Below are 23462 nucleotides of genomic sequence, written 5' to 3'. Positions count from 1 at the left end.
CGCGCGTCATCGGGCGGGCGCGACCGCTCCCACGGCCCACGGCGCACCGAGCTCGGTGAAGGTCCGCGCGTTGAGCGCGACGGCCTCGCACCAGGCGGCGACGTCGTCGACCACGGGGTGCCGTGCGTCGCCCTCGCCCTCCCACGAGACGTGGTCGGGGTCGATCGCGCGCGGCGCGGGCGCGGTGCGCACGGCCTCCATGACCCGCATGAACGCGCCCGTGTCGCGCACGTCGCACGCGAGCCGGCGCGCGCGACCGGCCCGCACGGCGAGCAGGTCGTCGAGCAGGGGCGTGCGGGTCGTGGTCTTCACGAGGTCGGACGTGGGCGTCACGATCCTGATGCGGTCGTGCTCGTACTCGAGCTCGATCCGCCCGCGGGTGCCCAGCACGAGCACCCGCGCGGGCGTGCGCTCGGGGGCGCAGAGCGTGAGCCCGAACCCGCACCGGGTGCCGTCGGCCGTCACGACGCGCACGGACGAGGTGTCGTCGGCCTCGATGTCGTTGGCGTGGTGCAGGTCGACGACGACCTCGGCGACGTCCTGCGAGCGCGTCGCCCCCGCGACGCGCAGCGCGGTCGCGACCGCGTGGGCGAGGGGGTTCGTCACGACCCCGTCGACGACGTCGCGTCCGTCGAGCCGACGGCGGCCCGCCCACGGGGCGCGGGCCCAGTAGGCGGCGTCGCGCACCCAGGTGCCGACCGCGCCGATGCCGGTGACCTCGCCGATCTCGCCGTCCGCGACGGCTCGCGCGACCACGTCGAGCGCGTGCGAGCCGAAGGTCTGGAAGCCCACCTGGCACAGGCGGCCCGTCTCCTGGGCGACCGCGACGAGCTCGGCGTGCTCCGCGAGCGAGGCGGTCGTCGGCTTCTCGAGCAGCACGTCGACGCCGGCCCGCATCGCGGTGCTCGCGAGCGGCAGGTGCGTGTGGATGGGGGTCGAGAGCACCACGACGTCCGGTCGGACGTCCGCCTCGGGGGCCGAGAGCAGGTCGCCGAGCGTCGGGTACCAGGGCACGTCGTCGCCCGTCGCGGCCGCGCCGTGGCGGGGCTCGCCCGCGCCGCCGGTCGCGGGCGCGGGGGCGTCGACCTGGGGGCGCGGGTCGACGAGCGCGCAGAGCCGCGCCAGGCCGCGCTCCTCGAGGTCGCGCACGTGCGCGACGTGCTTGGCGCCGTGGCCGTGGATGCCGACGACCGCGATCGCGGGCACCGCGCCCGGGGCCGCGCTCACCGGAGCCGCCCGGCGAGGTCGGCGGCCTCCGCGGCGTCGACCGCGCGGTCGAGCAGCAACGTGGTGGTCGTCGTCTCGAACGTGCCGCCCGCAGGGATCGTCAGCGGCGTCTCCCACGCGAGGGCGGGGCACGCGCCGGGGTACTCGTCGGCGCGCAGGAACCAGTGCCGGGGCTCGCCGTGCTGGACGGTCAGGAGCGTCGTCGGGCCCGTCGGGCGGTCCTGGACGAACGCGACCCACGGGGAGGCGCTGCCGTGCGTGGCCCCCTCGCCCTCGCCCGCAGCGCTCAGGACGTGCGCGGGGGCCGTCGACAGCCGCCAGAACAGGCCGCCGTACCCGGCGCCGCGGCGGCCGTTGGTCGCGGGCGACCCGATCACGAGCGCGCCGTGGTCGGCGCGCAGCACGCTGCGCCACGTCAGCGCCCAGCCGTCGTCGAGCGTGCGGGCCGTGAGCGTGCGGTCCTCGTCGAGCTGCGGCACGCCGGACTCGTCGAACCACCGCACGGCGTCGTGCAGCACGTGCGGGTCGGTCGCGTCGACGCGCACGCCGCCGCTGACCTGCTTGCCGTGGTTCTGCAGCAGCGTCGGGCCGACGTCCTGCACGTACGTGCGACCGCCCCAGTGGGACGTGCCGTTGACGTCGGGCACGGCCATCGACACGCCGTAGTGGTGGCGGTGGTCGACCGGCCCGGCGTCGGTCAGCGGCACGCCGCCGAGCGTGTGCACCGGGTGCAGGTAGGGGCGGCGCGAGTGCACGGGCGGCAGGCGGTCGCCCTTCTCGTAGCGGGCCAGGCGCACGCCGTCGTGCACGAGCTGCTCGGCCTCGCCGTCGGGCGACCAGCGGAACGCGTCGGTGGCGTCCGGGGCGACGCCCGACGGGAGCCCGGACGAGCCCGGGAGACCGGACGGGCCCGGGAACGCAGCGGCGCCGTCGGGGCGCGGGGTCGTGGTCGCGGTGGACGTCGTCGCGGTGGACGTGCCGGCGGTGGCTGCGTCCGCCGTGGACGTGCCGGCGGTGGACGTGCCGGCCGACGTCGGCGCGAGCGAGGGCTCCCCGACGGCGCGCGGCACGGGCCCGGAGCTCGCCCGGACCTCGAGGCGCGGCGTGAACGAGGTCACGGGGGACGGGGTGCGGTGGGGGTCGATCACGGCGTGCAGCTCCTGCCAGGCGTGGCGACCGAGCTCGTGCTGCGGCACGGCGACGGTCGTGAGGGACGGGGTCGCATAGCGCGCGAGCTCGATGTCGTCGAACCCGGTCACGGTGAGGTCGCCGGGGACGGCGACACCGGCCTCGTTGAGGCCGGCGAGCAGCCCGAAGGCCACGATGTCGTTGAAGGCGACGACGGCGGTCGCCCGGGTCGCGAGGACGTCCTCGACCGCGCCGTGGCCGGCCCCGACGGTCGAGCCGCCGGGGATCTCGAGGATCTTCAGGTCCGACTGCTCGCGCAGCACGTCGTCGATGCCGTCGCGACGCATCGCGTCGGACGCGCTGCTCGGGGGGCCCGCCAGGTAGACGACGCGGCGGTGCCCGAGCCCGATGAGGTGCCGGAGCACCGCGGCGGCGCCCGCGCGGTAGTCGACGAGCACCGAGGGTGCGACGGCGCTCGTGCGGTTGACGAGCACGACGGGCGCGACCTGGGGTGCGAGCTCGGCGAGCTCGGCGTCGGTCATGCGCGGCGAGACGAGCACGAGCGCGTCGCAGCGCAGGCGCGCCTCGAGCGCGATCGCGGCCTCGTCGCGCGGGTTCTCGGCGGTGTCCGCGACGAGCACGCGGTACCCCACTGCCGAGGCCGCGGTGGTGGTGCCGCGCAGGATCTGTTGGAACATCGGGTTCGCGAGGTCGGGGACCACGAGCGCGACCGTGTCGGTGCGGCCGAGCGAGAGGCTGCGGGCGACGTTCGACGGCCGGTAGCGCAGCTCGGAGGCCGCGGCGCGCACGCGCTCGGTGATCTCGGGATCGACGGTCGCGCGACCGTTCATGACGCGCGAGACGGTGGCCCGCGAGACGCCGGCCGCGGTCGCGACGTCGCTGATGGTCGCGACCGGGCGATCCTTGATCACCTTCGACATGGGGTCCTCCCGGATCCGGTGTCGACCTGCGGGGCTGCGTCGGTGAAGCCCAGGGCGCCTGGTCGAATCTGTTTCCCAACCGTGACGGTACACCATGGGAAACCGGTTTCGGGTGTGATACGTTCCACGGACGAAACCGGTTTCTCACCGACGAGAGCCGGCCAGGTCGACGAAGATCCGGAGGTTCCCATGAGTGGGACGCATCGCTACCAGCGCACGTGCGGCGCTGTCAGGAAGGCGGTGGGTCGTGGCCGTCGTCACTGAGCTCCGCAAGTCCGCCAGTGGCAAGGGCAAGGACCCCGCGCGCAAGTCCGCGGCGCACCGAGGCGACGCGAAGGCGGCGCTGTTCTTCCTGGGCCCCTGGTTCCTCGGGCTGATCGTCATCACGCTCGGACCGATGATCGCGTCGGGCTACCTGTCGTTCACCGACTACAGCCTGCTCGAGGCCCCGCACTGGATCGGCCTCGACAACTACACGCGCATGTTCGACGACCCGCGGCTCCTGAACTCCCTGAAGGTCACGTTCACCTACGTGATCGTCTCGGTGCCGCTCCAGCTCGCCGCGGCGCTCGCGCTCGCCATGCTGCTGGACCGGGGCCTGCGCGGTCTCGCGTTCTACCGCTCGGTGTTCTACCTGCCGTCGCTGCTCGGCGGGTCCGTCGCGGTCGCGCTCCTGTGGCGCCAGGTGTTCGGCGCCGAGGGCCTCGTGAACCAGTTCCTCGCGCTGTTCGGCATCCAGGGCCAGGGCTGGGTCTCGCACCCCGACTACGCGCTCGGCACGCTGATCATCCTCAACGTGTGGACGTTCGGCGCCCCGATGGTCATCTTCCTCGCGGGTCTGCGACAGATCCCGCAGATGTACTACGAGGCCGCCGAGATCGACGGCGCGGGCCGCTGGCGCAAGTTCCGGAACATCACGGTCCCGCTGCTCACGCCGATCATCTTCTTCAACCTGATCCTGCAGCTGATCAACGCGTTCCAGACCTTCACGCAGGCCGCGGTCATCAGCGGCGGCACGGGTGGGCCGGCCGACTCGACCATGGTCTACACCCTGTACCTCTACCAGAAGGGCTTCGCGTCGCTCGACATGGGCTACGCGTCCGCGATGGCCTGGCTCCTGCTCGCGATCGTCGCCGGCATGACCGCCGTCAACTTCCTCGCCTCCAAGTATTGGGTCTTCTACAATGACTGACGTCGACGTGCGCGACGACGCGCACACCCCCGACCAGAAGAGCGCCCCCTCGAAGGCGTCGCTCTCGGAGCTCGCCGCCGAGGTCCCCGGCCCCCACAAGGCCCCGGTCACGTGGCGCACGCGGAGCCGGTCCGTGCTCAAGCACGGCGGGCTGATCCTCTTCGGCCTCGTGATGCTGTACCCGCTGCTGTGGATGCTCTCGAGCTCGTTCAAGCCGAACGACCTGATCTTCCGCGAGCCGGGACTCATCCCGAGCGACATCGACCTGGGCAACTACACCGACGGGTGGACGGCGCTCCTGCACCCGTTCCACCACTACCTGTTCAACTCGGCCGTCATCGTGGTCGGGTCGCTCGTGGGGAACCTGGTGTCGTGCTCGATGGCGGCCTACGCGTTCGCCCGGCTGCAGTTCCGCGGTCGCAACCTGTGGTTCGCGATCATGCTGATGTCGATCATGCTGCCGATCCACGTGATCATCGTGCCGCAGTACATCCTGTTCTCCGAGCTCAGCTGGATCAACACGTTCCTGCCGCTGATCGTGCCCAAGCTGCTCGCGACGGACGCGTTCTTCATCTTCCTCATGGTCCAGTTCTTCCGCGGGATCCCGACCGAGCTCGACGAGGCCGCGCGTCTCGACGGCTGCGGGCACATCCGCATCTACTGGCGCATCATGCTGCCGCTGTCGGTGCCGGCCCTCGCGACGACCGCGATCTTCACGTTCATCTGGACGTGGAACGACTTCTTCAGCCAGCTGATCTTCCTGACCCGGCCCGACATGTACACGGTGCCGATCGCGCTGCGCACGTTCATCGACTCGACCGGCGAGAGCTCGTGGGGCTCGCTGTTCGCGATGTCGATCGTGTCGCTCGTCCCCATCTTCCTGGTCTTCCTCTTCGGCCAGAAGTACCTCGTCAAGGGCATCGCCACGACGGGGATCAAGTAGCAGCACCCCCCCAGAGCAGTACCCCCCAGAGCTGTACCCCCCAGAGCTGTACCCCCCAGAGCTGTACCCCCCAGAGCAGTACCCCTAGCAGTACCTCACCACCGAGTTCCCACTTCCAGGACGACGACGTACCCAAGGAGCAGGACGATGAACAGCAAGCACTCCCTCACCCGGGGCCGCACCGCGGCACGCTGGCGTGCCGGCGCGGCCGTCATGGCGGTGGCAGCGCTTTCGCTCACCGCGTGCAGCGGTGACAACGGAGCCGCCACCGACAGCGACGACGACTCCGCGGCCCCCGTGGTCGAGGAGACCGGCCCGGTCACCATCCGCTTCTCGTGGTGGGGCTCGGACACCCGCCACGAGACCACGCAGAAGGTCATCGAGCTCTTCGAGGAGAAGAACCCGAACATCACGGTCACCCCCGACTACACCGACTGGGGCGGGTACTGGGACAAGCTCGCGACGACCGTCGCGGGTGGTGACACCCCCGACGTCATGACGCAGGAGGAGCGCTACCTCTCCGACTACGCCGCACGTGGCGTCCTCGCGGACATGAACGACCTGCCGATCGCGACCGACAAGATCGACTCGACGGTGCTCGAGTCGGGCCAGATCGACGGCGGCCTGTACGGCGTCGCGACCGGCGTCAACGCGTACTCGATCGTCGCGGACCCCGCGATCTTCGAGGAGGCCGGCGTCGAGATGCCGGACGACACGACGTGGACGTGGGAGGACTTCGTCGACATCGCCAACGAGATCTCGGCGAACACCCCCGACGGCACCTACGGCGTCCAGGACTTCGGCGGCAACGAGGCGGGCTTCTCGATCTACGCCCGCCAGCACGGCGAGTCGCTCTACGACGCCGACGGCAAGCTCGGCTACAGCGAGCAGACGCTGACCGACTGGAACCAGATGATGCTCGACATCATCGACGGCGGTGGCGAGCCCGACGCGGCCCGCAGCGTCGAGATCGCCGAGGGTGGCCCGGAGCAGTCGCTGCTCGGCACCAACAAGGGCGCCATGGGCTTCTGGTGGTCGAACCAGCTGTCCGCGATCAGCGCGGCCGCGGGCCGTGACCTGGTCCTGCTGCGCGCCCCGGGCGAGTCCGAGGCCGAGCGCACCGGCATGTACTTCAAGCCGGCCATGTACTACTCGGTCTCGAAGACGACCGAGCACCCCGCGGCCGCCGCGAAGTTCGTCGACTTCCTCCTCAACGACCCCGAGGCCGGCGCTCTGATCCTCTCGGACCGTGGCCTCCCGGCCAACACGGACGTGCGTGAGGCCGTCGCGGGCGACCTGGCCCCGGCCGACCAGCAGGCGGCGGACTTCCTCGCCAGCCTGTCCGACGACATCGTCGACGGCCCGGCCGTGCCCCCGGAGGGCGCTGCCGACATCCCCGAGATCACCTCGCGCATCAACACCGAGCTGATCTTCGAGCGCATGAGCGCCGCGGACGCGGCGAAGCAGTTCACGCAGGAGGCCGCTGCGGCCATCGGTCAGTGACCCGACGGGCGGGCGGACGGCGCGACGCGTCGTCCGCCCGCCCCGCGTCGTCCGCGGTGGGTACTCCCGCCACGGACGACGAGACGCCCGCAGCACAGCCCGGTACAGACCCTGGAGACCTCGCATGACCGACACCCGCCCCGACCAGCCGAGCCCGCTGGGCTCGCGGACCCGCTACGCCGTCGTCGGCACCGGGCACCGGGCCCAGATGTACGTCGACGCCCTGTGCGGACCGCACGAGGACGTCGGGCGCATCGTCGCGTGGTGCGAGCCCAACCCCGAGCGCGTCGCGTACTACGACGAGCTCGTCGCACGGCACGCCCCCGAGTGGGCGGCCGGCCCGGACGGCGTCGCGCCGCAGGCCTACGCCCCCGAGGACCTCGAGCGCATGATCGCCGAGCAGCACGTCGACCGCGTGATCGTGACGACCCCCGACGCGCTGCACGCCGACGTCGTGGTGCGCGCGCTGCGCGCGGGCGCCGACGTCGTGCTCGAGAAGCCCATGACGACCTCGGTCGAGGGGTGCCGGGCGATCTCGGCGGCGCTCGCCGAGACAGGCCGCGACCTCGTGCTGACCTTCAACTACCGCTACTCGCCGCGCAACAGCGCGCTGCGTCGCGTGATCGCCTCGGGCGAGATCGGCGAGGTCACGGCGGTGCACCTCGAGTGGGTGCTCGACACCGTGCACGGCGCCGACTACTTCCGTCGGTGGCACCGCGACCGCGAGGTCTCGGGCGGCCTGCTCGTGCACAAGGCGTCGCACCACTTCGACCTCGTGAACTGGTGGGTCGGCGACGAGCCGGTCTCGGTGACCGCGCACGGCCGCCGCCGGTTCTACGGACCCGAGAACGCGCCGTCCGCCGACCGGCCCGTGCGGGGCACGCCCGGCGCGCCCGACGGCCCCGACGCAGGCGCCCCGGGCGACCCGTTCCTGCTCGACCTCACGGACGACCCGCGCCTCGCGGCGCTGTACCTCGGCGCCGAGCAGCACGACGGCTACCGCCGCGACCAGGACCCGTTCGCGCCCGGCGCGACGATCGACGACACGATGGCGGTGCTCGTCGGGTACCGGCGCGGGGCGATGCTCTCGTACTCGCTCACGGCGTACGGGCCGTGGGAGGGGTACCGCGTCTCGGTGACGGGCACGCGCGGGCGCGCCGAGCTCGAGGTCGTCGAGCGCGCGGCCGTCGAGCTGCGCGACGGCTCGCGGCCCGTGGTCGACCCGTCCGCGGTCGAGGATCTCGCGACCGACGCGGTGCGTCGGCGCGGCGACCGGCTCGTGGTGCAGCAGCACTGGGGCCCGGCGCGCGAGGTCGAGATCCCCGCGGGGGCCGGCGCGCACGGCGGCGGCGACGCCGAGATGCTGCGCGACCTGTTCCGCGGCGTGCGCGTCGACCCGCTCGGGCGCGCCGCCCGGTTCGTGGACGGTGTCGCGGCGACCGCGGTCGGCCTCGCCGCGAACGTGTCCGTCGCGCGCGGCTCCTCGGTGCGCGTGCGGGATCTCGCGCTCGACCGTCCGCCGTCGCTCGCCGCGGCGGGGGAGCGGACCCCCGAGGCCGCACGATGAGCCCCGAGAGCGCGACGCCCGTCGCTCACGCCCCCACGCCCCTTGACGGGTCGTGCACGCCCGGGACCGCGGCCGCGCCGCTGCTCGTGCTGCGCGCGGGCGACGACGTCGCGGTCGCGACGCGGGACCTCGCCCTGGGCGAGGTGCTCGACGCGGGGGACGCGGCGGGCGACGTCGTCCGCGTGCTGGACGACGTGCCGCGCGCCCACAAGGTCGCGCTGCGCGACGTGCCCGCCGGGGCGCAGGTGCGCAAGTACGGCCAGTCGATCGGCGTCGCGACGCAGGCGATCAGCGCGGGCCAGCACGTGCACGCGCACAACCTCGGCATGGACGACGCCGAGCGCGAGCACCCCGTCGCGACCGTGCACACCGAGCTGCCGGCACCGACCGGGCCGCGGCCCACGTTCCGCGGCTACCGCCGTGCGAACGGGAAGGTCGGCACGCGCAACTACGTCGCGATCCTGACCTCGGTGAACTGCTCCGCGACCACGGCGCGCATGATCGCGGACCAGTTCCGCGGGTTCGCGATGGACGCGTACGACGACGTGGACGGGGTGGTCGCGCTCACGCACGCGAGCGGCTGCGGGCTCGTGCCCACGAGCCCGGGCGCGCAGACGCTGCTGCGCACGCTGCGCGGCTACGCGCAGCACCCCAACGTCGCGGGCGTGCTCGTGCTCGGGCTCGGCTGCGAGATGATCGCGGTCGACACCGTGCTCGCCGGCGCGGATCTCTCGCCCGACACGCTGGTGCGCACCCTCACCATCCAGGACGAGGGCGGGATCCGGGCGACCGTGCGCGCGGGGGTCGAGGCGGTGCGCGAGATGCTCCCCGAGATCGACCGGTGGGAGCGCGAGGAGTGCGACGCGGGCGAGCTCGTGCTCGGGCTCAACTGCGGCGGCTCGGACGGCTACTCGGGCATCACCGCGAACCCGGCGCTCGGTCTCGCGTCCGACCGCCTCGTCGCGCTCGGCGGCACGTCGGTGCTCGCCGAGACGCCCGAGGTGTTCGGCGCCGAGCACCTGCTCACGGCCCGCGCGACGACGCCCGAGGTCGCGCAGCGGCTGCTCGACCGGCTCGACTGGTGGCAGGAGTACGCGGCGCAGGGCGGCGGGAGCCTCGACAACAACCCCTCGCCGGGCAACAAGGCGGGCGGTCTGACGACCATCCTCGAGAAGTCCCTCGGGGCGGTCGCCAAGGGCGGCCAGGCCGACCTCGCCGCGGTGCACGAGTACGCCGAGCCGCTCGACACCCCGGGCTTCGTGTTCATGGACACCCCGGGGTACGACCCGGTGTCGGTCACGGGCATCGTCGCGGGTGGCGCGACGGTGGTGTGCTTCACGACCGGCCGCGGCTCGGTGTTCGGCTGCAAGCCGACGCCGTCGATCAAGCTCGGCACGAACTCCGAGCTCTACGCGCGCATGGGCGACGACATCGACATCGACTGCGGTCGGATCGTCGACGGCGTCGCGAGCCTCGAGCAGGTGGGCGACGAGATCTTCGCGCGCATCCTCGCGGTCGCGTCGGGCGAGGCGACCGCGAGCGAGGACCTCGACGTGGGCGGCGAGGAGTTCGTGCCGTGGCAGCTCGGCACCGTCACGTGAGCTGAGCCCGGACGGAACGCGGCCGAGCACGGGGTTGCGCACACGATCAGCGTCGATCGTGTGCGCTGCCCCGTGCTCGGCCTTTCGCGTGCCCGCGTTCCGGGGGCGGACGCCGTCAGCTCCAGCGCTGGACGGCCAGCGGCGCGGCGTCCGCCAGGTCCTTGACCGCGGGGTGCGCAGGCTGCGCAAGGACGTCGCGCAGCGGGCCGGACTGCACGAACACGCCGTCGGCGAGGATGTGAACCGTGGGGCACAGGCGCTCGAGAAGCTCGAGGTCGTGCGACACGACGAGCAGCGCGATGCCCTCGGACTCGACGATCGCGCGCAGGCGGCCCACGACCTCTGCGCGCGTGTTCGGGTCGAGCGCGGTGAACGGCTCGTCGAGCAGCAGCACCTCGGGGCGGGTCGCGAGCGCGAACGCGAGCGCGAGGCGCTGCTTCTCGCCGCCCGAGAGGGTGCGCATCACGCGGTCGAGGTGACGGTCGGCGAGGCCCACGAGCTCGAGCAGCTCGACCGCGCTGCGCGACGACGAGCGGCCGGCCTTGCGGGCGTCGGCGAGCGCGCGCGCGACGGCCTTCTCGACGCTCTTGTGCGGGTCGACGCCGTCGGCGCCCTCGATCCCGTACTGGCGCACCGCGCGCACGTGCGCCTTGAACTGCTTCTTGGTCGCCCCGACGCGGCCGATCCGCGAGACGGTCTGGCCGCCCCAGCTGACGTTCCCGCGCGAGGGCTTGATCGTGCCGAGCAGCGCCTGGACGATCGTCGTCTTGCCCGAGCCCGACTCGCCGGCGATGCCGACCGGCGCGGCGCCCGGCACGAGCTCGAGGTCGACCCCGCGCACCACGTCGCGGCCGACGTGCCCCGCCCAGAGGTCGCGGGCGCGCAGCGGGGTGGGTTCCTTGGCCATGCTCTGCCTTCCGTCGGTCGCGGGACCGTGCGCCCCACGCCTCTCCAACGTCCGACGGTACGGCACGCGTTCCCCGGTCCGCCCGGCCGCCCGGCCCTCCGGACCGCGGCGTCCCGGCAGACGGACGTGCCGCCGCCCGGGGGAGGAAGGCACCCTTCCCGGGCGGCGGCACGGTGGTCCGACGCCGTCGTCGGCCCCGGCGCGTCAGCCGACGTACGGCTGGACGTGCCGGAGGTAGCGGTCCGCGATCGTCGCGACGGTGTCGTCGAACGGTGCGTCCCAGATCTCCTGGTTGAACAGCTCGGTCTCGACGTCGCCGCGGTACCCCGCGGCGGCGACCCACCGGCTGATGGTCGGGAAGTCGACGTAGCCGTCCCCGACGTGCCCGCGCGAGTTGAGCGCGAGAGGTGCGAAGGGCAGCGCCCAGTCGCACACCTGGTACGAGGCGATGCGCTGCTCGGCGCCGGCCCGCGCGATCGACGCCTCGAGCGCCGGGTCCCACCACACGTGGTACGTGTCGACGACGACGCCCACGACGTCCGCGGGGTGCGGCGCGGCCAGGTCGAGCGCCTGCCCGAGCGTCGAGATCACGGCACGGTCGGCCGCGAACATGGGGTGCAGCGGCTCGAGCACGATCCGCACGCCGTGCTCGGCCGCGAACGGCGCGAGGTCGGCGATGCGGTCCGCGACGCGTGCCCGCGCGGCGACGACGTCGCGGTCGGTGCCGGGGGCGGGCGCGGTCTCGGGCGCCGAGCCGGGCAGGCCGCCCACGACGAACACGAGCTCGCTCGTGCCGACGGTCGCGGCCTCGACGATCGCGGCGCGGTTGTCGTCGAGCGCCGCGGCGATCCCCGCCTCGTCGGACGCCGTGAGGAACCCGCCGCGGCACAGCGACGAGACCCGCAGGCCGGCGTCCGCCACGAGCTTGGCGGCCTTCTCGGCGCCGGTCTCCTGGACGCGGTCGCGCCACAGCCCGATCGCGCCGTAGCCGGCGCGTGCGGCGGCGTCGACGGCCTCGGGGAGAGTCGCGCGCTTGATGCTCGCGGTGTTGAGCGAGCACCGCGACAGGTCGCGGTCCGCGCTCATCGGGTCACCCCCGCGACCTCGAGCAGGCTGCGCATCCGGTGCGCGGCGAGCGGCGGGTCGAGCAGCAGGCCCGCGCGGTCGGCGAGCCGGAACAGCTCGACCAGGTGCGGCACGCTGCGGCCCGACTGCAGGCCGCCGACCATCTGGAACCCGGTCTGGTGGCCGTTGAGCCAGCTCAGGAACGCGATCCCGGTCTTGTAGTAGTACGTCGGCGCGGCGAAAATGTGCCGGCCGAGCGCCTCGGTCGACGCGAGGATCTCGTGGCCGCGCGCCGGGTCGCCCGCGTCGAACGCCTGGAGCGCGGTCGACGCGGCCGGGTAGATCGCCGCGAAGATGCCCAGGAGCGCGTCGGAGTGTCCCTGCTCGTCGCCCGCGATGAGCTCGGGGTAGTTGAAGTCGTCGCCCGTGTAGAGGCGGACAGCACCCCCGGCCTCGGGGTCGAGCGTCGCGAGCTCGCGCCGCAGCGCGATCTCGTGCGCGGCGTCGAGCAGCGAGACCTTGACGCCGTCGATCCGGCCCTGGTGGGCCCGGATCAGGTCGGTGAACGTGCGGGTCGCGGCCGCGACGTCGTCCGACCCCCAGTAGCCCTCGAGCGCCGGGTCGAACATCGTCCCCAGCCAGTGCAGGACGACGGGCCGGTCGGCCTCCGCGAGCACCGCGTCGTAGACCCGGGCGTAGTCGTCCGCGCCGCGGGCGACACGGGCGAGGGCGCGCGAGGCCATGACGATGACCTGCGAGCCCGCGTCCTGGACCGTGCGGACCTGCTCGCGGTACGCGTCGATCACGGCGGCCAGGCCGGCCTCGCCCTCGGGGAGGGTGTCGAGGTCGAGCTGGTCGGTGCCCGCGCCGCACGCGATGCGCGCGCCGACGCTCGCGGCTTCGGCGGACGAGCGGCGCACGAGCTCCTGGGTCGCGACCCAGTCGAGCCCCATGCCGCGCTGCGCGGTGTCCATCGCGTCCGCGACGCCGAGCCCGTGCTCCCAGATCCGGTGCCGGTACGCGAGCGTCGCGTCCCAGTCGACGACGGCGGGGCGGCCGGGCGTGCTGTCGGCACCGACCACGGGCACCACGTGCGCGGCGGCAAAGGCCACGCGCGAGGTGATCGGCGCGGTCGGCGTCGTCCACGGCCCGGGCTCGGCGAGCTCGAGGACCTCGGTGCCCGCGACGCGGCCCGCGTCGTCGAACCGCGGAAGGTGAGCGAGCACGCCCGAGGCGCCGAGGGGGAGGGCGACGTGCCGGCCGAGCGTGCCGGTCGTGGGGGTCGTGCCGGTCGTGGGGGTCGTGCCGGTCGTCGGGGTCACAGCGAGATCTCCGGCACGTCGAGGCGGCGGCCCTCGGCCGACGACTGCAGGCCGAGCTCGGCGAGCTGCACGCCGCGCGCGGCCGAGAGCAGGTCGAAGCGGTGCTCGCGCCCGGCGACGACGTCGCGCAGGAACTCCTCCCACTGGAGCTTGAACCCGTTGTCGAGGTCGGCGTTCGCGGGGACCTCCATCCACTGCTCGCGGAACGACTCGGTGACCGGCAGGTCCGGGTTCCACACGGGCTTGGGGGTGTGGGCGCGCTGCTGGGCGACGCACTTGTTGAGGCCCGCGACGGCCGAGCCGTGCGTGCCGTCGACCTGGAACTCGACGAGCTCGTCGCGGTACACGCGCACGGCCCAGGACGAGTTGATCTGCGCGACGACGGGGTCGCCGTCCGGCGTCTCGATGCCGAAGATCCCGTAGGCGGCGTCGTCGGCGGTCGCGTCGTACGCGTCGCCGTTCTCGTCCCAGCGGGTCGGGATGTGGGTCGCGGTCTGCGCCGAGACGGTCGTGACCTTGCCGAGGATGCCCTCGAGCACGTAGTTCCAGTGGCAGAACATGTCGGTCGTCATGCCGCCGCCGTCCTGCGCGCGGTAGTTCCAGCTGGGGCGCTGCGCGGCCTGGTGCTCGCCCTCGAACACCCAGTAGCCGAACTCGCCGCGCAGCGACAGGATGCGGCCGAAGAACCCCTCGTCGACGAGGCGGCGCAGCTTGACCAGGCCCGGCAGGTAGAGCTTGTCGTGCACGACGCCGGCGGTCACGCCGGTCTCCTCGCGCAGCCGTGCGAGCTCGACGGCCTCGGCGAGGGTCTCGGCGGTGGGCTTCTCGGTGTAGACGTGCTTGCCGGCCTCCATGGCCTTGGTGAGCGTCTTGGCGCGCAGGCTCGTCATCGAGGCGTCGAACACGATGTCGACGCTCGGGTCGGCGATCGCGCCGTCGAGGTCGGTGGTCCAGTGCTCGACGCCGTGCAGCGCGGCGAGCTCGCGGATCTTGGACTCGTTGCGGCCGATCAGGATGGGCTCGACCTGGACCTTGGTGCCGTCCTCGAGCGTGACGCCGCCAGCGTCGCGGATCGGGAGGATCGAGCGCACGAGGTGCTGGCGGTAGCCCATGCGGCCGGTGATGCCGTTCATGGCGATCCGCAACGTGCGGGTGGGGGCGGGGCTCGTCATCGTGCTCTCCTGCTCGTCGTCGGGCGCGCGGCCCGACGACTGCCGGAATGCGCTTTCCCACAGCGTAGGGAAAGTGCTTTCCGTTCGTCAAGGGGTGCGCGCGGGTCGGTACGTCAGGCGGCAGGCGTCGGTACGTCAGGCGTCGGACGGCGGACGTCGGGCGTCGGACGGCGGGGCGCGCGCTATCGCTGCGGCGTCGAGTCGCGCAGCACGACCTCGCCGCGCACGACGTCGCTCCCCGCGGTCCTGCCCTCGCCCGCGGTCCCGCCCTCGCCCGCGGTCCCCGGCTCCGCGAGCGCGAGCCGCGTGGCCCGTGCCCCGACCTCGGCGAGCGGGATGCGCACCGTCGTGAGCCCGGGCGACACGTCCCGCAGGGTCACGATGTCGTCGAACCCGGCCACCGCGACGTCGTCCGGCACCCGCAGGCCCGCGTCGCGCACCGCGGCCATCGCGCCCACGGCCATGACGTCGTTCGCGGCGAACACGAGCTCGGGCCGCTCGGGCAGGGTCAGCGCCTCCTGCATGCCTGCGTACCCGCCGTCACGCGTGAACGCCGAGCCGAGCACCACGGGCGGCAGGCAGCCGAGGGCCGCGAGCGCGTCGGCGAACCCCTCGCGCCGGTCGCGTCCCGTGAGGTGCCCGTCCGGCCCGCCGAGCACGGCGAACCGGCGGTACCCCCGGCCGTGCAGCGCCCGGGCGAGGTCGCCCGCCCCCGCGCGGTTCGCGATCTCGATGGTCGGCAGGTCGCTGATCCGCTGGCCGACGAACGCGACGCCCCCGCCGTGCGCGCGGTACGCCTCGAGCGCTGCGACGAGCGCCGGGGTCGACTCCCCGCCGTCGAGCCGTCCGCCCGCGACGATCACGGCCCGCGCGCGCTGGCGCTGCACGAGGTCGACGAACGCGAGCTCGCGCTCGGCGCTGTGCTGGGTCGAGGCGAGCGTGACGACGAGCCCGGCGGCGTCCGCGGCCTCGGTCACGCCCGCCGCGATCGACGAGAAGTACGGGTCGGTGATGTCGTGCACGATCAGCCCGACCGACGTCGTGCGGCCGCGCGCGACCGCCTGGGCGTTCGCGTCGGGCGTGTAGCGCAGCCGCCGCGCGGCCTCGAGCACGCGCTCGCGCAGGTCGGGCCGCACCACGCGGGTCGCGCTGCCGTTGATCGCGCGGGACGCGGTCGCGAGCGACACCCCCGCCTCGCGCGCCACCTGGCTCAGGGTCACGGGACCGGTCATGGCGACCACCGTAGCGGGAACGCCCTTTCCGCGGACGTCGCAGCCGGCCGCGCGTCGTCCGACCGGCCCGAGTCGTGGGCGGCGTTTGGCATCCACGCGCGCCGGGGGAATGATCGGGCCATGCAGATCCCCACCGGCGCCCCCGGCTCGCGCATCGTCGGCCTCGGCCACCACCAGCCCGAGCGCGTCATGACGAACGACGACGTCGCGCAGCTCGTCGAGACGAACGACGAGTGGATCCAGTCGCGCACCGGCATCGTGACGCGGCACGTCGCCGCGGACGACGTCACCGTCGCCGACATGGCCACCGCGGCCGCGCGGCACGCGCTCGACGACGCGGGCGTGGCCGCCGCCGACGTCGACCTCGTGGTCGTCGCGACCGCGACCGCCAAGGAGATCTCGCCGAACACCGCGGGTCGCGTCGCGTACGCGCTCGAGCTCGGCGACCCGGCCACGGGCCGCCCCGCGATCATCGACGTCAACACCGCGTGCTCTGGGTTCGCGCACGCCATGGGCATCGCCGACCAGGCGATCCGCGCCGGCTCGGCGCGCACCGCGCTCGTCATCGGGGCCGAGAAGCTCACGGCCGTGACCGACTGGACCGACCGCGCGACCTGCATCCTCACCGCGGACGGCGCGGGCGCAGCCGTCGTCCAGGCGTCCGAGACCCCGGGCATCGGTCCCGTCCACTGGGGGTCGGAGCGTGACATCACGCCGGCCGTGCGCATCGAGCCGCCGCACGGGACCTTCGAGCAGGACGGTCGCGCGGTGTTCCGCTGGGCCATCACGCGCGCCGCGGACCGTGCGCGCGAGATCGTGGCGCGCTCGGGCCTCGAGCTCTCGGACATCGAGGTGCTCGTCGCGCACCAGGCGAACCTGCGGATCATCGAGCCGCTCGCCAAGGCGCTCGGCATGGAGGACAAGGTCGTCGTCACCGACATCACCGAGTCGGGCAACACCTCGGCCGCGAGCATCCCGCTCGGGCTGTCGAAGTGGTGGCACGCGGGCAAGATCCCCGCGGGCGTCCCGGCGCTGCTGTTCGGGTTCGGCGGCGGCTTCGCCTGGGCCGGCCAGGTCGTGGAGACCCCGCAGCGCTGACTGTCTCCATGAGCGCCGCCCCGCACCGTCGCGACCGGTGTCGAGCGTCCACGCGCACGAGGCGCTCCCACCGGGGGAAATGCCTGGCGGGAGGCCGCCTGGGTGCGCCATCCTGCGGGCATGACCTCCTCCGTCGAGCTGATCCGCGCCGCCGCGCTGTCCGACGTCGCCCAGTACGCCTACGCGGCGACCGCCCCGAAGGAAGCCCGGCTGATCTTCCTCGCAGGGGCTTGCCCGCTCGACCCCGACGGGTCGACCGTCGCCGTCGGCGACTTCGCGGGCCAGGCGGCCGCGTGCATCGAGACGATGACCCGCGCTCTCGAGGCGGCCGGAGCGACGATCGAGGACGTCATCAGCACGCGTGTGCTCGTCGCGTCGAGCCGCCAGGCCGATCTCGTCGCAGCCTGGAACGTCGTGCGCGACGCGTTCGGCACGCACGACGTGCCCAGCACGCTCCTGGGCGTGACGGTGCTCGGTTACGTCGACCAGCTCGTCGAGATCGAGGCCGTGGCCGCCGTCGTCGACTGATGCCGCGAACGGGCGATCGCCGAGGCCAGGTCTACTCCGTCACCGGAACGAAGTAGAGGCCCGCGAGCGTTCCGTCGGTGTTCCACGCGGTCCGCAGCGTGACGGACCCCGCCTCGAGCTCGAGGCGCATCTCGCAGACCACGACCTCACCGGTCTGCAGCACCACGGGATCCCCGGTGCTCTCCAGGCGGCCGAAGGACCTGCCGATCCCGGTCCAGGCCTCGGCGAGCGCGTTCGCGTCCAGCGCGTCGGCGAGCGTGGGGTCGAACACCTCCCTGGCCGCGTCATACCGCTCGGCGACGAGCAGCTCGATCAACGCCTGTGCTCGTGCGGGCGCCTCCGTCAACATGTCCACCTGCATGGGTCCTGCCCTCTCGTCCGTCTTCCTGGTCCCAAACCTCTGGAACGCGGCCTGTCTCGTGACGCCCAGGACGCTTCCGATGGCCGCCCACGTGACGCCGCTCTGCCGCGCCGCTTCGACCTCGGCAGAGAGGAGGCTCTCCGACAGTGCGCGCAGGCGATCGAGGGTCGCGACGCGGGCGGTGCTCGCGGGCGTGGTGCGCGTGAGCTGCTCGAGGGCCTCGGCCAGCCGCTCCTCAGGGGTCATGTGTAAAGGTTCCCTTTACGCGGTCCTTCTGTCAAGACGCGGATGGTCCTGACGTCGCCCGCATTGTTCGGTCCCGTTCGCCGATGGCAGGATGTGTTGCATGCCCGCCACCCCGTACCTCGCTGCCGAGGACCGCTACGAGTCCATGACCTACCGTCGCTGCGGTCGCAGCGGCCTCGACCTGCCCGCCCTGTCGCTCGGGCTGTGGCACAACTTCGGTGACGTCGACCCGTTCGAGAACCAGCGTGCGACGCTGCGCCGCGCGTTCGACCTCGGGGTCACGCACATCGACCTCGCGAACAACTACGGGCCGCCCTACGGCTCGGCCGAGGAGAACTTCGGGCGGCACCTCGCGAAGGACTTCGCGCCGTACCGCGACGAGATGGTCATCTCGTCCAAGGCGGGCTACGACATGTGGCCCGGACCGTACGGCGACTTCGGGTCGCGCAAGTACCTGACGGCGTCGCTCGACCAGTCCCTGCAGCGCATGGGCCTCGACTACGTCGACATCTTCTACCACCACCGCCCGGACCCGGCGACGCCGCTCGAGGAGACGATGGGCGCGCTGCACTCGATCGTGCAGCAGGGCAAGGCGCTGTACGTGGGCGTCTCCAACTACTCGCCGGCCCGCACGCGCGAGGCGCACCGCATCCTCGCCGACCTCGGGACGCCGCTGACGATCCACCAGCCGAGCTACTCGATGTTCAACCGCCACGTCGAGGACCCGGCGCACCACGACGGCTACGACGGTCCGCAGTCCGAGTCGCTGCTCGACGTCGCGGGCGACCTCGGGGTCGGCGTCATCACGTTCTCGCCGCTGCAGCAGGGCCTGCTGACCGACCGTTACCTCTCGGGCAGCGCGCCCGAGGGGTCCCGCGCCGCGCGGTCGTCGTCGCCGTTCCTGTCGGGCGACAACCTCTCGGGCGAGTACCTCGAGCGTGCGCGGGCGCTGAACGAGATCGCGGCGGGTCGCGGGCAGTCGCTCGCGCAGCTCGCGCTCGCGTGGCTCCTGCGCGACGGCCGCGTGACGTCGGCGCTCGTGGGCGCGTCGAGCGCGCGTCAGCTCGAGAACAGCGTGCGGGCGCTCGAGGCGCCGCCGCTCACGGACGACGAGATCGCCGCGATCGAGCCGTTCGCGGTGGACGGCACGGGCCGCCGCTGACCCGTCGCGTCAGTCGGCGAGCAGCCGCGCGGGGTGGTCGACGACGCCCCGCAGCACGGTCCGGGCGGCGCCCGTGATCGCGGCCCAGGTCGCGACGGGTGCCGCCTCGACGCTCACGGGCGCCCACGGCCACCCGAGCACCCGGCCGGCGAGCTCGGCGCGCAGCTCGTCGACGAGCCAGGGCGCGAGCTCGGCGTAGGTGCCGCCGAGCAGCACGGCGTCGAGGTCGAGCATGTTGATGGCACCGGCCACGGCCGTGCCCAGCGCGCGACCGGCCGCGCGCACGGCGGCGAGGGCGGGGGCGTCGTCCGCGGCGAGGGCGTCGACGAGCGTGGCGAGCGGGGCGGACGGCGTGAGCCCGGCCGCGACCAGCACGGACTCCTTGCCCGCGACCTGCTCGAGGCACCCGTGCGCGCCGCACCGGCAGCGCGGCCCGGCGGGGTCGACGACGACGTGCCCGAGCTCGCCGCTCCAGCCGTGCCGCCCGAGGTAGGGCTCGTGGTCGAGGACGATCGCGGAGCCGATGCCGACGTCGCCGGAGACGTAGAGGTAGGACGTCGGGGCGTGCGGCGCGTCGTCGGCGCCGGCGGGGTGGTCGGCCGGGACGGTCGGGGGGCTCGTGCGCGGTAGCTGCGCGAGGCCCGCGTAGTTCGCCTCGTTGCCGATCTCGACCGTGATGCCGGCGGGCAGGCCGAGCAGCGGCACGGGGTCGAGCGTGGTCCAGCCGAGGTTGGGGGCGACCTGGAGGCGGCGCGCGTGGACGTCGACGAGCCCGGGGAGCGCGAGCGCGGCGCCCGTGACGGTCATGCCCTGGGCCTCGACCTCGGTGACGAGGGCGCGGGCGATCTCGCCGAGGCGTCCGAGGGCGTGCGCGGGCGGTGCGTCGTGCAGGCGTGCGGCCTCGACGTGCTCGGCGACGACGTCCCCGCGCAGGTCGACGACGCGCGCGCCGAGGTGTCCGACGTTGACCTCGAGCCCGAGCCCGACGAGCGTGCGGCCGGCGGGGGCGAGGGGGACGGCGGGGCGTCCGGCACCCGTGGGCGTGGCGGGTGCGAGCTCGGTGACGACGCGGGCGCGCACGAGCTGGTCGACCAGGGTCGAGACGGTCGCGCGGGTGATGCCGGTGCGCGCTGCGACCTGCGCGCGCGAGATCGGGACGGGGGAGTCCAGCACGGCGTGCGCGACGAGCGCGACGTTGTGCTCGCGCAGGGACTCCTGGCGCGCGGAGGCGCCGCGTGCGGTGCGGACCGTGGCGCGCGGCGGGCGCGCGGATCCGGGGTCGCCCGCGCGGAGGGGCTGCGGCGGCGTGGTCACGGGTTGACCCTACCGCCGTTGCGCTATAAATTCATCGGTACAACTAATAGGGCGCCCGACGGGCGCGTCTCGACGAGGAGAGCAGCCGTGGCTGGAAGCACCCAGGACATCAAGTACTCGTTCGGCCTCTGGACGGTCGGCTGGAACGCGGGCGACCCGTTCGGCACCCCGACGCGCCCCGAGCTCGACCCCGCGGAGTCGGTGCGCAAGCTCGCCGACCTCGGCGCGTGGGGCTTCACGTTCCACGACAACGACGTGTTCCCGTTCGGCTCGGGCGAGACCGAGCGCCGCGCGCACATCGACGCGGTCAAGAAGGCCGCCGCCGACACCGGCATGGTCTGCGAGATGGTCACGACCAACACGTTCACCCACCCCGTGTTCAAGGACGGCGCGTTCACGTCCAACAACCGCGAGGTGCGCCGCTACGGCCTGCGCAAGGTGCTCACCAACGTCGAGCTCGCCGCCGAGATGGGCGCCAGCACGTTCGTCATGTGGGGTGGCCGCGAGGGCACCGAGTACGACAACTCGAAGGACCTCAACGCCGCGCACGCGCGATACGCCGAGGGCATCGACACCGTCGCCGCCTACATCAAGGCCAAGGGCTACGACCTGCGGATCGCGCTCGAGCCCAAGCCCAACGAGCCCCGCGGCGACATCTTCCTGCCGACCATCGGGCACGCGATCGCGCTCATCGACTCGCTCGACAACGGCGACATCGTCGGCCTCAACCCCGAGACCGGGCACGAGCAGATGGCGGGCCTGAACTACACGCACGGCCTCGCGCTCGCGCTGCACCTCGGCAAGCTGTTCCACATCGACCTCAACGGCCAGCACGGCCCCCGCTACGACCAGGACCTCGTGTTCGGCCACGGCGACCTGCTCTCGGCGTTCTTCACGGTCGACCTGCTCGAGAACGGGTTCCCCAACGGCGGCCCGCGCTACGAGGGCCCCCGTCACTTCGACTACAAGCCCTCGCGCACCGAGTTCCTCGACGGCGTGTGGGAGTCGGCCAAGGCCAACATGGAGACGTACTCGATGCTCGCCGCCAAGGCCGCCGCGTACCGCGCGGACGCCGAGGTCCAGGCCGCGTTCGAGCACGCCGGGATCTTCGAGCTCGGCGAGTCGACCCTCGCCGAGGGCGAGACGCCCGAGGCGTTCCTCGCGTCGCAGGACACGTTCGACGTGACTGCCGCCGCCGAGCGCGACTACGGGCTGGTCAAGCTCCACCAGCTCGCGCTCAAGCACCTCATCGGCTGACCCGGCCGGGCGGGTGGCCGGGCGATCCCCGGCCGCCCGCCCGCCGTCGTCCGACACCCGCCCGCACCGCCGCCCGACCCGCACCCTGGAGCACCGATGCCCCTCGTCGCCGGCGTGGACTCGTCCACGCAGTCCTGCAAGATCGTCGTCCGCGACGCCGACACCGGAGCCCTCGTGCGCTCGGGCGCCGCGCAGCACCCGGACGGCACCGAGGTCGACCCCGCGGCCTGGTGGGCCGCGTTCCGCGAGGCGTCGGACGCCGCGGGCGGCCTCGACGACGTCGCCGCGATCGCGGTGGGCGGGCAGCAGCACGGCATGGTCGTGCTCGACGCGGACGGCGAGGTGATCCGCCCCGCGCTGCTGTGGAACGACACCCGGTCCGCGGACGCCGCAGCCGACCTGGTCCGGGAGCTCGGGGCACCCTCGGGCGAGGGCTCGTCGGACGCTGACGGCGCGCAGGCCTGGGCCGACGCGGTCGGCTCGGTGCTCGTCGCCTCCCTCACGGTCACCAAGCTGCGCTGGCTCGCCGACGCCGAGCCCGAGAACGCTGCTCGCGTCGCGGCGGTGGCGCTCCCGCACGACTGGCTCACCTGGCGCGTCGCAGGCTTCGGGCCGCGCAGCGAGGGCCTCGAGCCCGACCTCTCGGCGCTCGTGACCGACCGGTCGGACGCGTCCGGGACCGGGTACTTCGACGCCTCGGCCGCGGGTGGTGCGGGGGAGTACCGCCGCGACCTGCTCGCGCTCGCTCTGCGCGTGGACGTCGAGGCCGCCGAGCGGATCGTGCTGCCGCGCGTGCTCGCCCCGGGCGCCTCGGGCGGTGTCGCGGCGCAGGACGTCGCAGGGTCGGCCGTCGACGGCGGCGCGCTGATCGGCCCCGGCGCGGGCGACAACGCGGGTGCCGCGCTCGGCCTCGGCATGGTCACCGGCGACGTCGCGGTCTCGATCGGCACCTCGGGCGTGGTCTCGGCGATCGCCGCCGAGCAGACCGCGGACGGCTCGGGCATGGTCACCGGGTTCGCCGACGCGGCGGGCGCCTACCTGCCGCTCGCCTGCACGCTCAATGCCTCGCGCGTGCTCGACGCCGCGCGCCGCATGCTCGGCGTCGACCACGCGGGTCTGTCCCGGCTCGCGCTCAACGCCCCGGCGGGCGCCGAGGGGCTCGTGCTCGTGCCGTACCTCGAGGGCGAGCGCACCCCGAACCGCCCCGACGCGACCGGGACGTTGCACGGCCTGCGCCTGGCGACCACGCGGCCCGAGCACCTCGCCCGCGCGCACGTCGAGGGCATGCTGTGCGGGCTCGCGGACGGTCTCGACGCGCTGCGCGCGCAGGGCGTGCCCGTCGAGCGGCTGCTGCTGATCGGTGGCGGGGCGCAGTCCGAGGCCGTGCGGCGCATCGCCCCGCAGGTGCTCGGCATGCCCGTCACGGTGCCCGAGCCGGGCGAGTACGTGGCGGACGGCGCCGCCCGCCAGGCCGCGTGGGTGCTCTCGGGAGCCGACTCCGCGCCGTCCTGGAGCACGTCGCAGGCGCAGGTCTACGAGGCCGAGCCGGTCCCGGCGATCCGGGAGCAGTACGCCGCGGTCCGCGACCTCGTCTGACCCCCGCGACCGCCCCGTTCCCGGCCACCCAACCCCCACCGCCGACCGCGCCATCGGTCACGGATTTTCGCCGAAACCCGTGACAGATGGCGCGGTCGCC

At 73.6% G+C, this 23462-nt stretch carries 19 protein-coding genes; 10 read left to right on the top strand and 9 right to left on the bottom strand.

Going from position 1 to position 23462, the window contains the following annotated elements; all coding sequences use genetic code 11:
* Positions 1–6 precede the first annotated feature (6 nt).
* Together CLV28_RS03180 and CLV28_RS03175 are read right to left on the bottom strand one after the other, a co-directional pair.
* On the bottom strand, positions 7–1227 hold the full coding sequence (locus CLV28_RS03180; protein ID WP_100421806.1) for a Gfo/Idh/MocA family protein: 1221 nt from the start codon (positions 1225–1227) through the stop codon (positions 7–9).
* On the bottom strand, positions 1224–3296 hold the full coding sequence (locus tag CLV28_RS03175; RefSeq protein WP_100421805.1) for a DUF6807 family protein: 2073 nt from the start codon (positions 3294–3296) through the stop codon (positions 1224–1226). The genes CLV28_RS03180 and CLV28_RS03175 overlap by 4 nt, the downstream gene beginning before the upstream one ends.
* Before the next feature lie 247 nt (positions 3297–3543).
* Here CLV28_RS03175 and CLV28_RS03170 point away from each other — a divergent pair, with 247 nt between their 5' ends.
* The 5 genes from CLV28_RS03170 to CLV28_RS03150 all read left to right on the top strand — a co-directional run bounded on the left by CLV28_RS03170 (position 3544) and on the right by CLV28_RS03150 (position 10102).
* Positions 3544–4488 (top strand): carbohydrate ABC transporter permease, encoded by a 945-nt coding sequence (locus tag CLV28_RS03170; RefSeq protein WP_239073113.1) that lies wholly within the window; start codon positions 3544–3546, stop codon positions 4486–4488.
* Positions 4481–5431, top strand: coding sequence for a carbohydrate ABC transporter permease (locus tag CLV28_RS03165; RefSeq protein WP_100421804.1), 951 nt, complete (start codon positions 4481–4483; stop codon positions 5429–5431). Before CLV28_RS03170 ends, CLV28_RS03165 begins: the two co-directional genes overlap by 8 nt.
* A gap of 147 nt (positions 5432–5578) precedes the next feature.
* On the top strand, positions 5579–6934 hold the full coding sequence (locus CLV28_RS03160) for an ABC transporter substrate-binding protein (RefSeq protein WP_100421803.1): 1356 nt from the start codon (positions 5579–5581) through the stop codon (positions 6932–6934).
* Positions 6935–7058: 124 nt separating this feature from the next.
* Positions 7059–8501 (top strand): Gfo/Idh/MocA family protein, encoded by a 1443-nt coding sequence (locus CLV28_RS03155; RefSeq protein WP_100421802.1) that lies wholly within the window; start codon positions 7059–7061, stop codon positions 8499–8501.
* The gene (locus CLV28_RS03150; protein WP_100421801.1) at positions 8498–10102 is read left to right on the top strand and encodes a UxaA family hydrolase; all 1605 of its coding nucleotides are present in this window, start codon (positions 8498–8500) and stop codon (positions 10100–10102) included. Before CLV28_RS03155 ends, CLV28_RS03150 begins: the two co-directional genes overlap by 4 nt.
* A gap of 115 nt (positions 10103–10217) precedes the next feature.
* On the opposite strand, the gene CLV28_RS03145 is transcribed toward CLV28_RS03150, so the two are convergent.
* From CLV28_RS03145 to CLV28_RS03125, 5 genes are all read right to left on the bottom strand, one after another.
* Positions 10218–11009 carry an ABC transporter ATP-binding protein gene (locus CLV28_RS03145; protein WP_100421800.1) on the bottom strand — a complete coding sequence of 264 codons (792 nt, stop codon included), beginning with the start codon at positions 11007–11009 and terminating at the stop codon, positions 10218–10220.
* Between the two features lie 204 nt (positions 11010–11213).
* On the bottom strand, positions 11214–12095 hold the full coding sequence (locus tag CLV28_RS03140) for a sugar phosphate isomerase/epimerase family protein (RefSeq protein WP_100421799.1): 882 nt from the start codon (positions 12093–12095) through the stop codon (positions 11214–11216).
* Positions 12092–13300 (bottom strand): dihydrodipicolinate synthase family protein, encoded by a 1209-nt coding sequence (locus CLV28_RS03135; RefSeq protein WP_100422366.1) that lies wholly within the window; start codon positions 13298–13300, stop codon positions 12092–12094. The genes CLV28_RS03140 and CLV28_RS03135 overlap by 4 nt, the downstream gene beginning before the upstream one ends.
* Before the next feature lie 92 nt (positions 13301–13392).
* Positions 13393–14568 carry a Gfo/Idh/MocA family protein gene (locus tag CLV28_RS03130; protein WP_100421798.1) on the bottom strand — a complete coding sequence of 392 codons (1176 nt, stop codon included), beginning with the start codon at positions 14566–14568 and terminating at the stop codon, positions 13393–13395.
* A 182-nt stretch (positions 14569–14750) separates the two neighbouring features.
* Entirely contained in the window at positions 14751–15800 is a 1050-nt protein-coding gene (locus CLV28_RS03125; protein ID WP_100421797.1) for a LacI family DNA-binding transcriptional regulator, read from the bottom strand.
* 120 nt (positions 15801–15920) lie between these two features.
* Here CLV28_RS03125 and CLV28_RS03120 point away from each other — a divergent pair, with 120 nt between their 5' ends.
* Together CLV28_RS03120 and CLV28_RS03115 are read left to right on the top strand one after the other, a co-directional pair.
* Positions 15921–16898 (top strand): beta-ketoacyl-ACP synthase III, encoded by a 978-nt coding sequence (locus CLV28_RS03120; RefSeq protein WP_100421796.1) that lies wholly within the window; start codon positions 15921–15923, stop codon positions 16896–16898.
* A 120-nt stretch (positions 16899–17018) separates the two neighbouring features.
* Entirely contained in the window at positions 17019–17426 is a 408-nt protein-coding gene (locus CLV28_RS03115; RefSeq protein WP_100421795.1) for a RidA family protein, read from the top strand.
* Between the two features lie 31 nt (positions 17427–17457).
* On the opposite strand, the gene CLV28_RS03110 is transcribed toward CLV28_RS03115, so the two are convergent.
* On the bottom strand, positions 17458–18033 hold the full coding sequence (locus tag CLV28_RS03110; protein ID WP_100421794.1) for a DUF3887 domain-containing protein: 576 nt from the start codon (positions 18031–18033) through the stop codon (positions 17458–17460).
* 100 nt (positions 18034–18133) lie between these two features.
* Between CLV28_RS03110 and CLV28_RS03105 the strand changes: the two genes are divergently transcribed.
* On the top strand, positions 18134–19195 hold the full coding sequence (locus CLV28_RS03105) for an aldo/keto reductase (RefSeq protein WP_100421793.1): 1062 nt from the start codon (positions 18134–18136) through the stop codon (positions 19193–19195).
* Between the two features lie 9 nt (positions 19196–19204).
* Here CLV28_RS03105 and CLV28_RS03100 read toward each other — a convergent pair whose 3' ends face one another.
* Positions 19205–20509, bottom strand: coding sequence for an ROK family transcriptional regulator (locus tag CLV28_RS03100; protein WP_100421792.1), 1305 nt, complete (start codon positions 20507–20509; stop codon positions 19205–19207).
* An 87-nt stretch (positions 20510–20596) separates the two neighbouring features.
* Here CLV28_RS03100 and xylA point away from each other — a divergent pair, with 87 nt between their 5' ends.
* The gene (gene xylA / locus CLV28_RS03095) at positions 20597–21766 is read left to right on the top strand and encodes a xylose isomerase (RefSeq protein ID WP_100421791.1); all 1170 of its coding nucleotides are present in this window, start codon (positions 20597–20599) and stop codon (positions 21764–21766) included.
* Positions 21767–21862: 96 nt separating this feature from the next.
* Positions 21863–23362 carry a xylulokinase gene (locus tag CLV28_RS03090; protein ID WP_100421790.1) on the top strand — a complete coding sequence of 500 codons (1500 nt, stop codon included), beginning with the start codon at positions 21863–21865 and terminating at the stop codon, positions 23360–23362.
* The last annotated feature ends 100 nt before the right edge of the window (positions 23363–23462 follow it).

The sequence above is a fragment of the Sediminihabitans luteus genome (assembly GCF_002797595.1).
GTDB lineage: Bacteria > Actinomycetota > Actinomycetes > Actinomycetales > Cellulomonadaceae > Paraoerskovia > Paraoerskovia lutea.
This window is presented reverse-complemented; position numbering and strand designations above follow the sequence as displayed.

Coding starts and splice junctions, on each gene's coding strand:
- CLV28_RS03175 (WP_100421805.1), bottom strand. CDS start 3,296: ATGTCGAAGGTGATCAAGGATCGCCCGGTCGCGACCATCAGCGACGTC.
- CLV28_RS03165 (WP_100421804.1), top strand. CDS start 4,481: ATGACTGACGTCGACGTGCGCGACGACGCGCACACCCCCGACCAGAAG.
- CLV28_RS03160 (WP_100421803.1), top strand. CDS start 5,579: ATGAACAGCAAGCACTCCCTCACCCGGGGCCGCACCGCGGCACGCTGG.
- CLV28_RS03155 (WP_100421802.1), top strand. CDS start 7,059: ATGACCGACACCCGCCCCGACCAGCCGAGCCCGCTGGGCTCGCGGACC.
- CLV28_RS03150 (WP_100421801.1), top strand. CDS start 8,498: ATGAGCCCCGAGAGCGCGACGCCCGTCGCTCACGCCCCCACGCCCCTT.
- CLV28_RS03145 (WP_100421800.1), bottom strand. CDS start 11,009: ATGGCCAAGGAACCCACCCCGCTGCGCGCCCGCGACCTCTGGGCGGGG.
- CLV28_RS03140 (WP_100421799.1), bottom strand. CDS start 12,095: ATGAGCGCGGACCGCGACCTGTCGCGGTGCTCGCTCAACACCGCGAGC.
- CLV28_RS03130 (WP_100421798.1), bottom strand. CDS start 14,568: ATGACGAGCCCCGCCCCCACCCGCACGTTGCGGATCGCCATGAACGGC.
- CLV28_RS03125 (WP_100421797.1), bottom strand. CDS start 15,800: ATGACCGGTCCCGTGACCCTGAGCCAGGTGGCGCGCGAGGCGGGGGTG.
- CLV28_RS03120 (WP_100421796.1), top strand. CDS start 15,921: ATGCAGATCCCCACCGGCGCCCCCGGCTCGCGCATCGTCGGCCTCGGC.
- CLV28_RS03115 (WP_100421795.1), top strand. CDS start 17,019: ATGACCTCCTCCGTCGAGCTGATCCGCGCCGCCGCGCTGTCCGACGTC.
- CLV28_RS03110 (WP_100421794.1), bottom strand. CDS start 18,033: ATGACCCCTGAGGAGCGGCTGGCCGAGGCCCTCGAGCAGCTCACGCGC.
- CLV28_RS03105 (WP_100421793.1), top strand. CDS start 18,134: ATGCCCGCCACCCCGTACCTCGCTGCCGAGGACCGCTACGAGTCCATG.
- CLV28_RS03090 (WP_100421790.1), top strand. CDS start 21,863: ATGCCCCTCGTCGCCGGCGTGGACTCGTCCACGCAGTCCTGCAAGATC.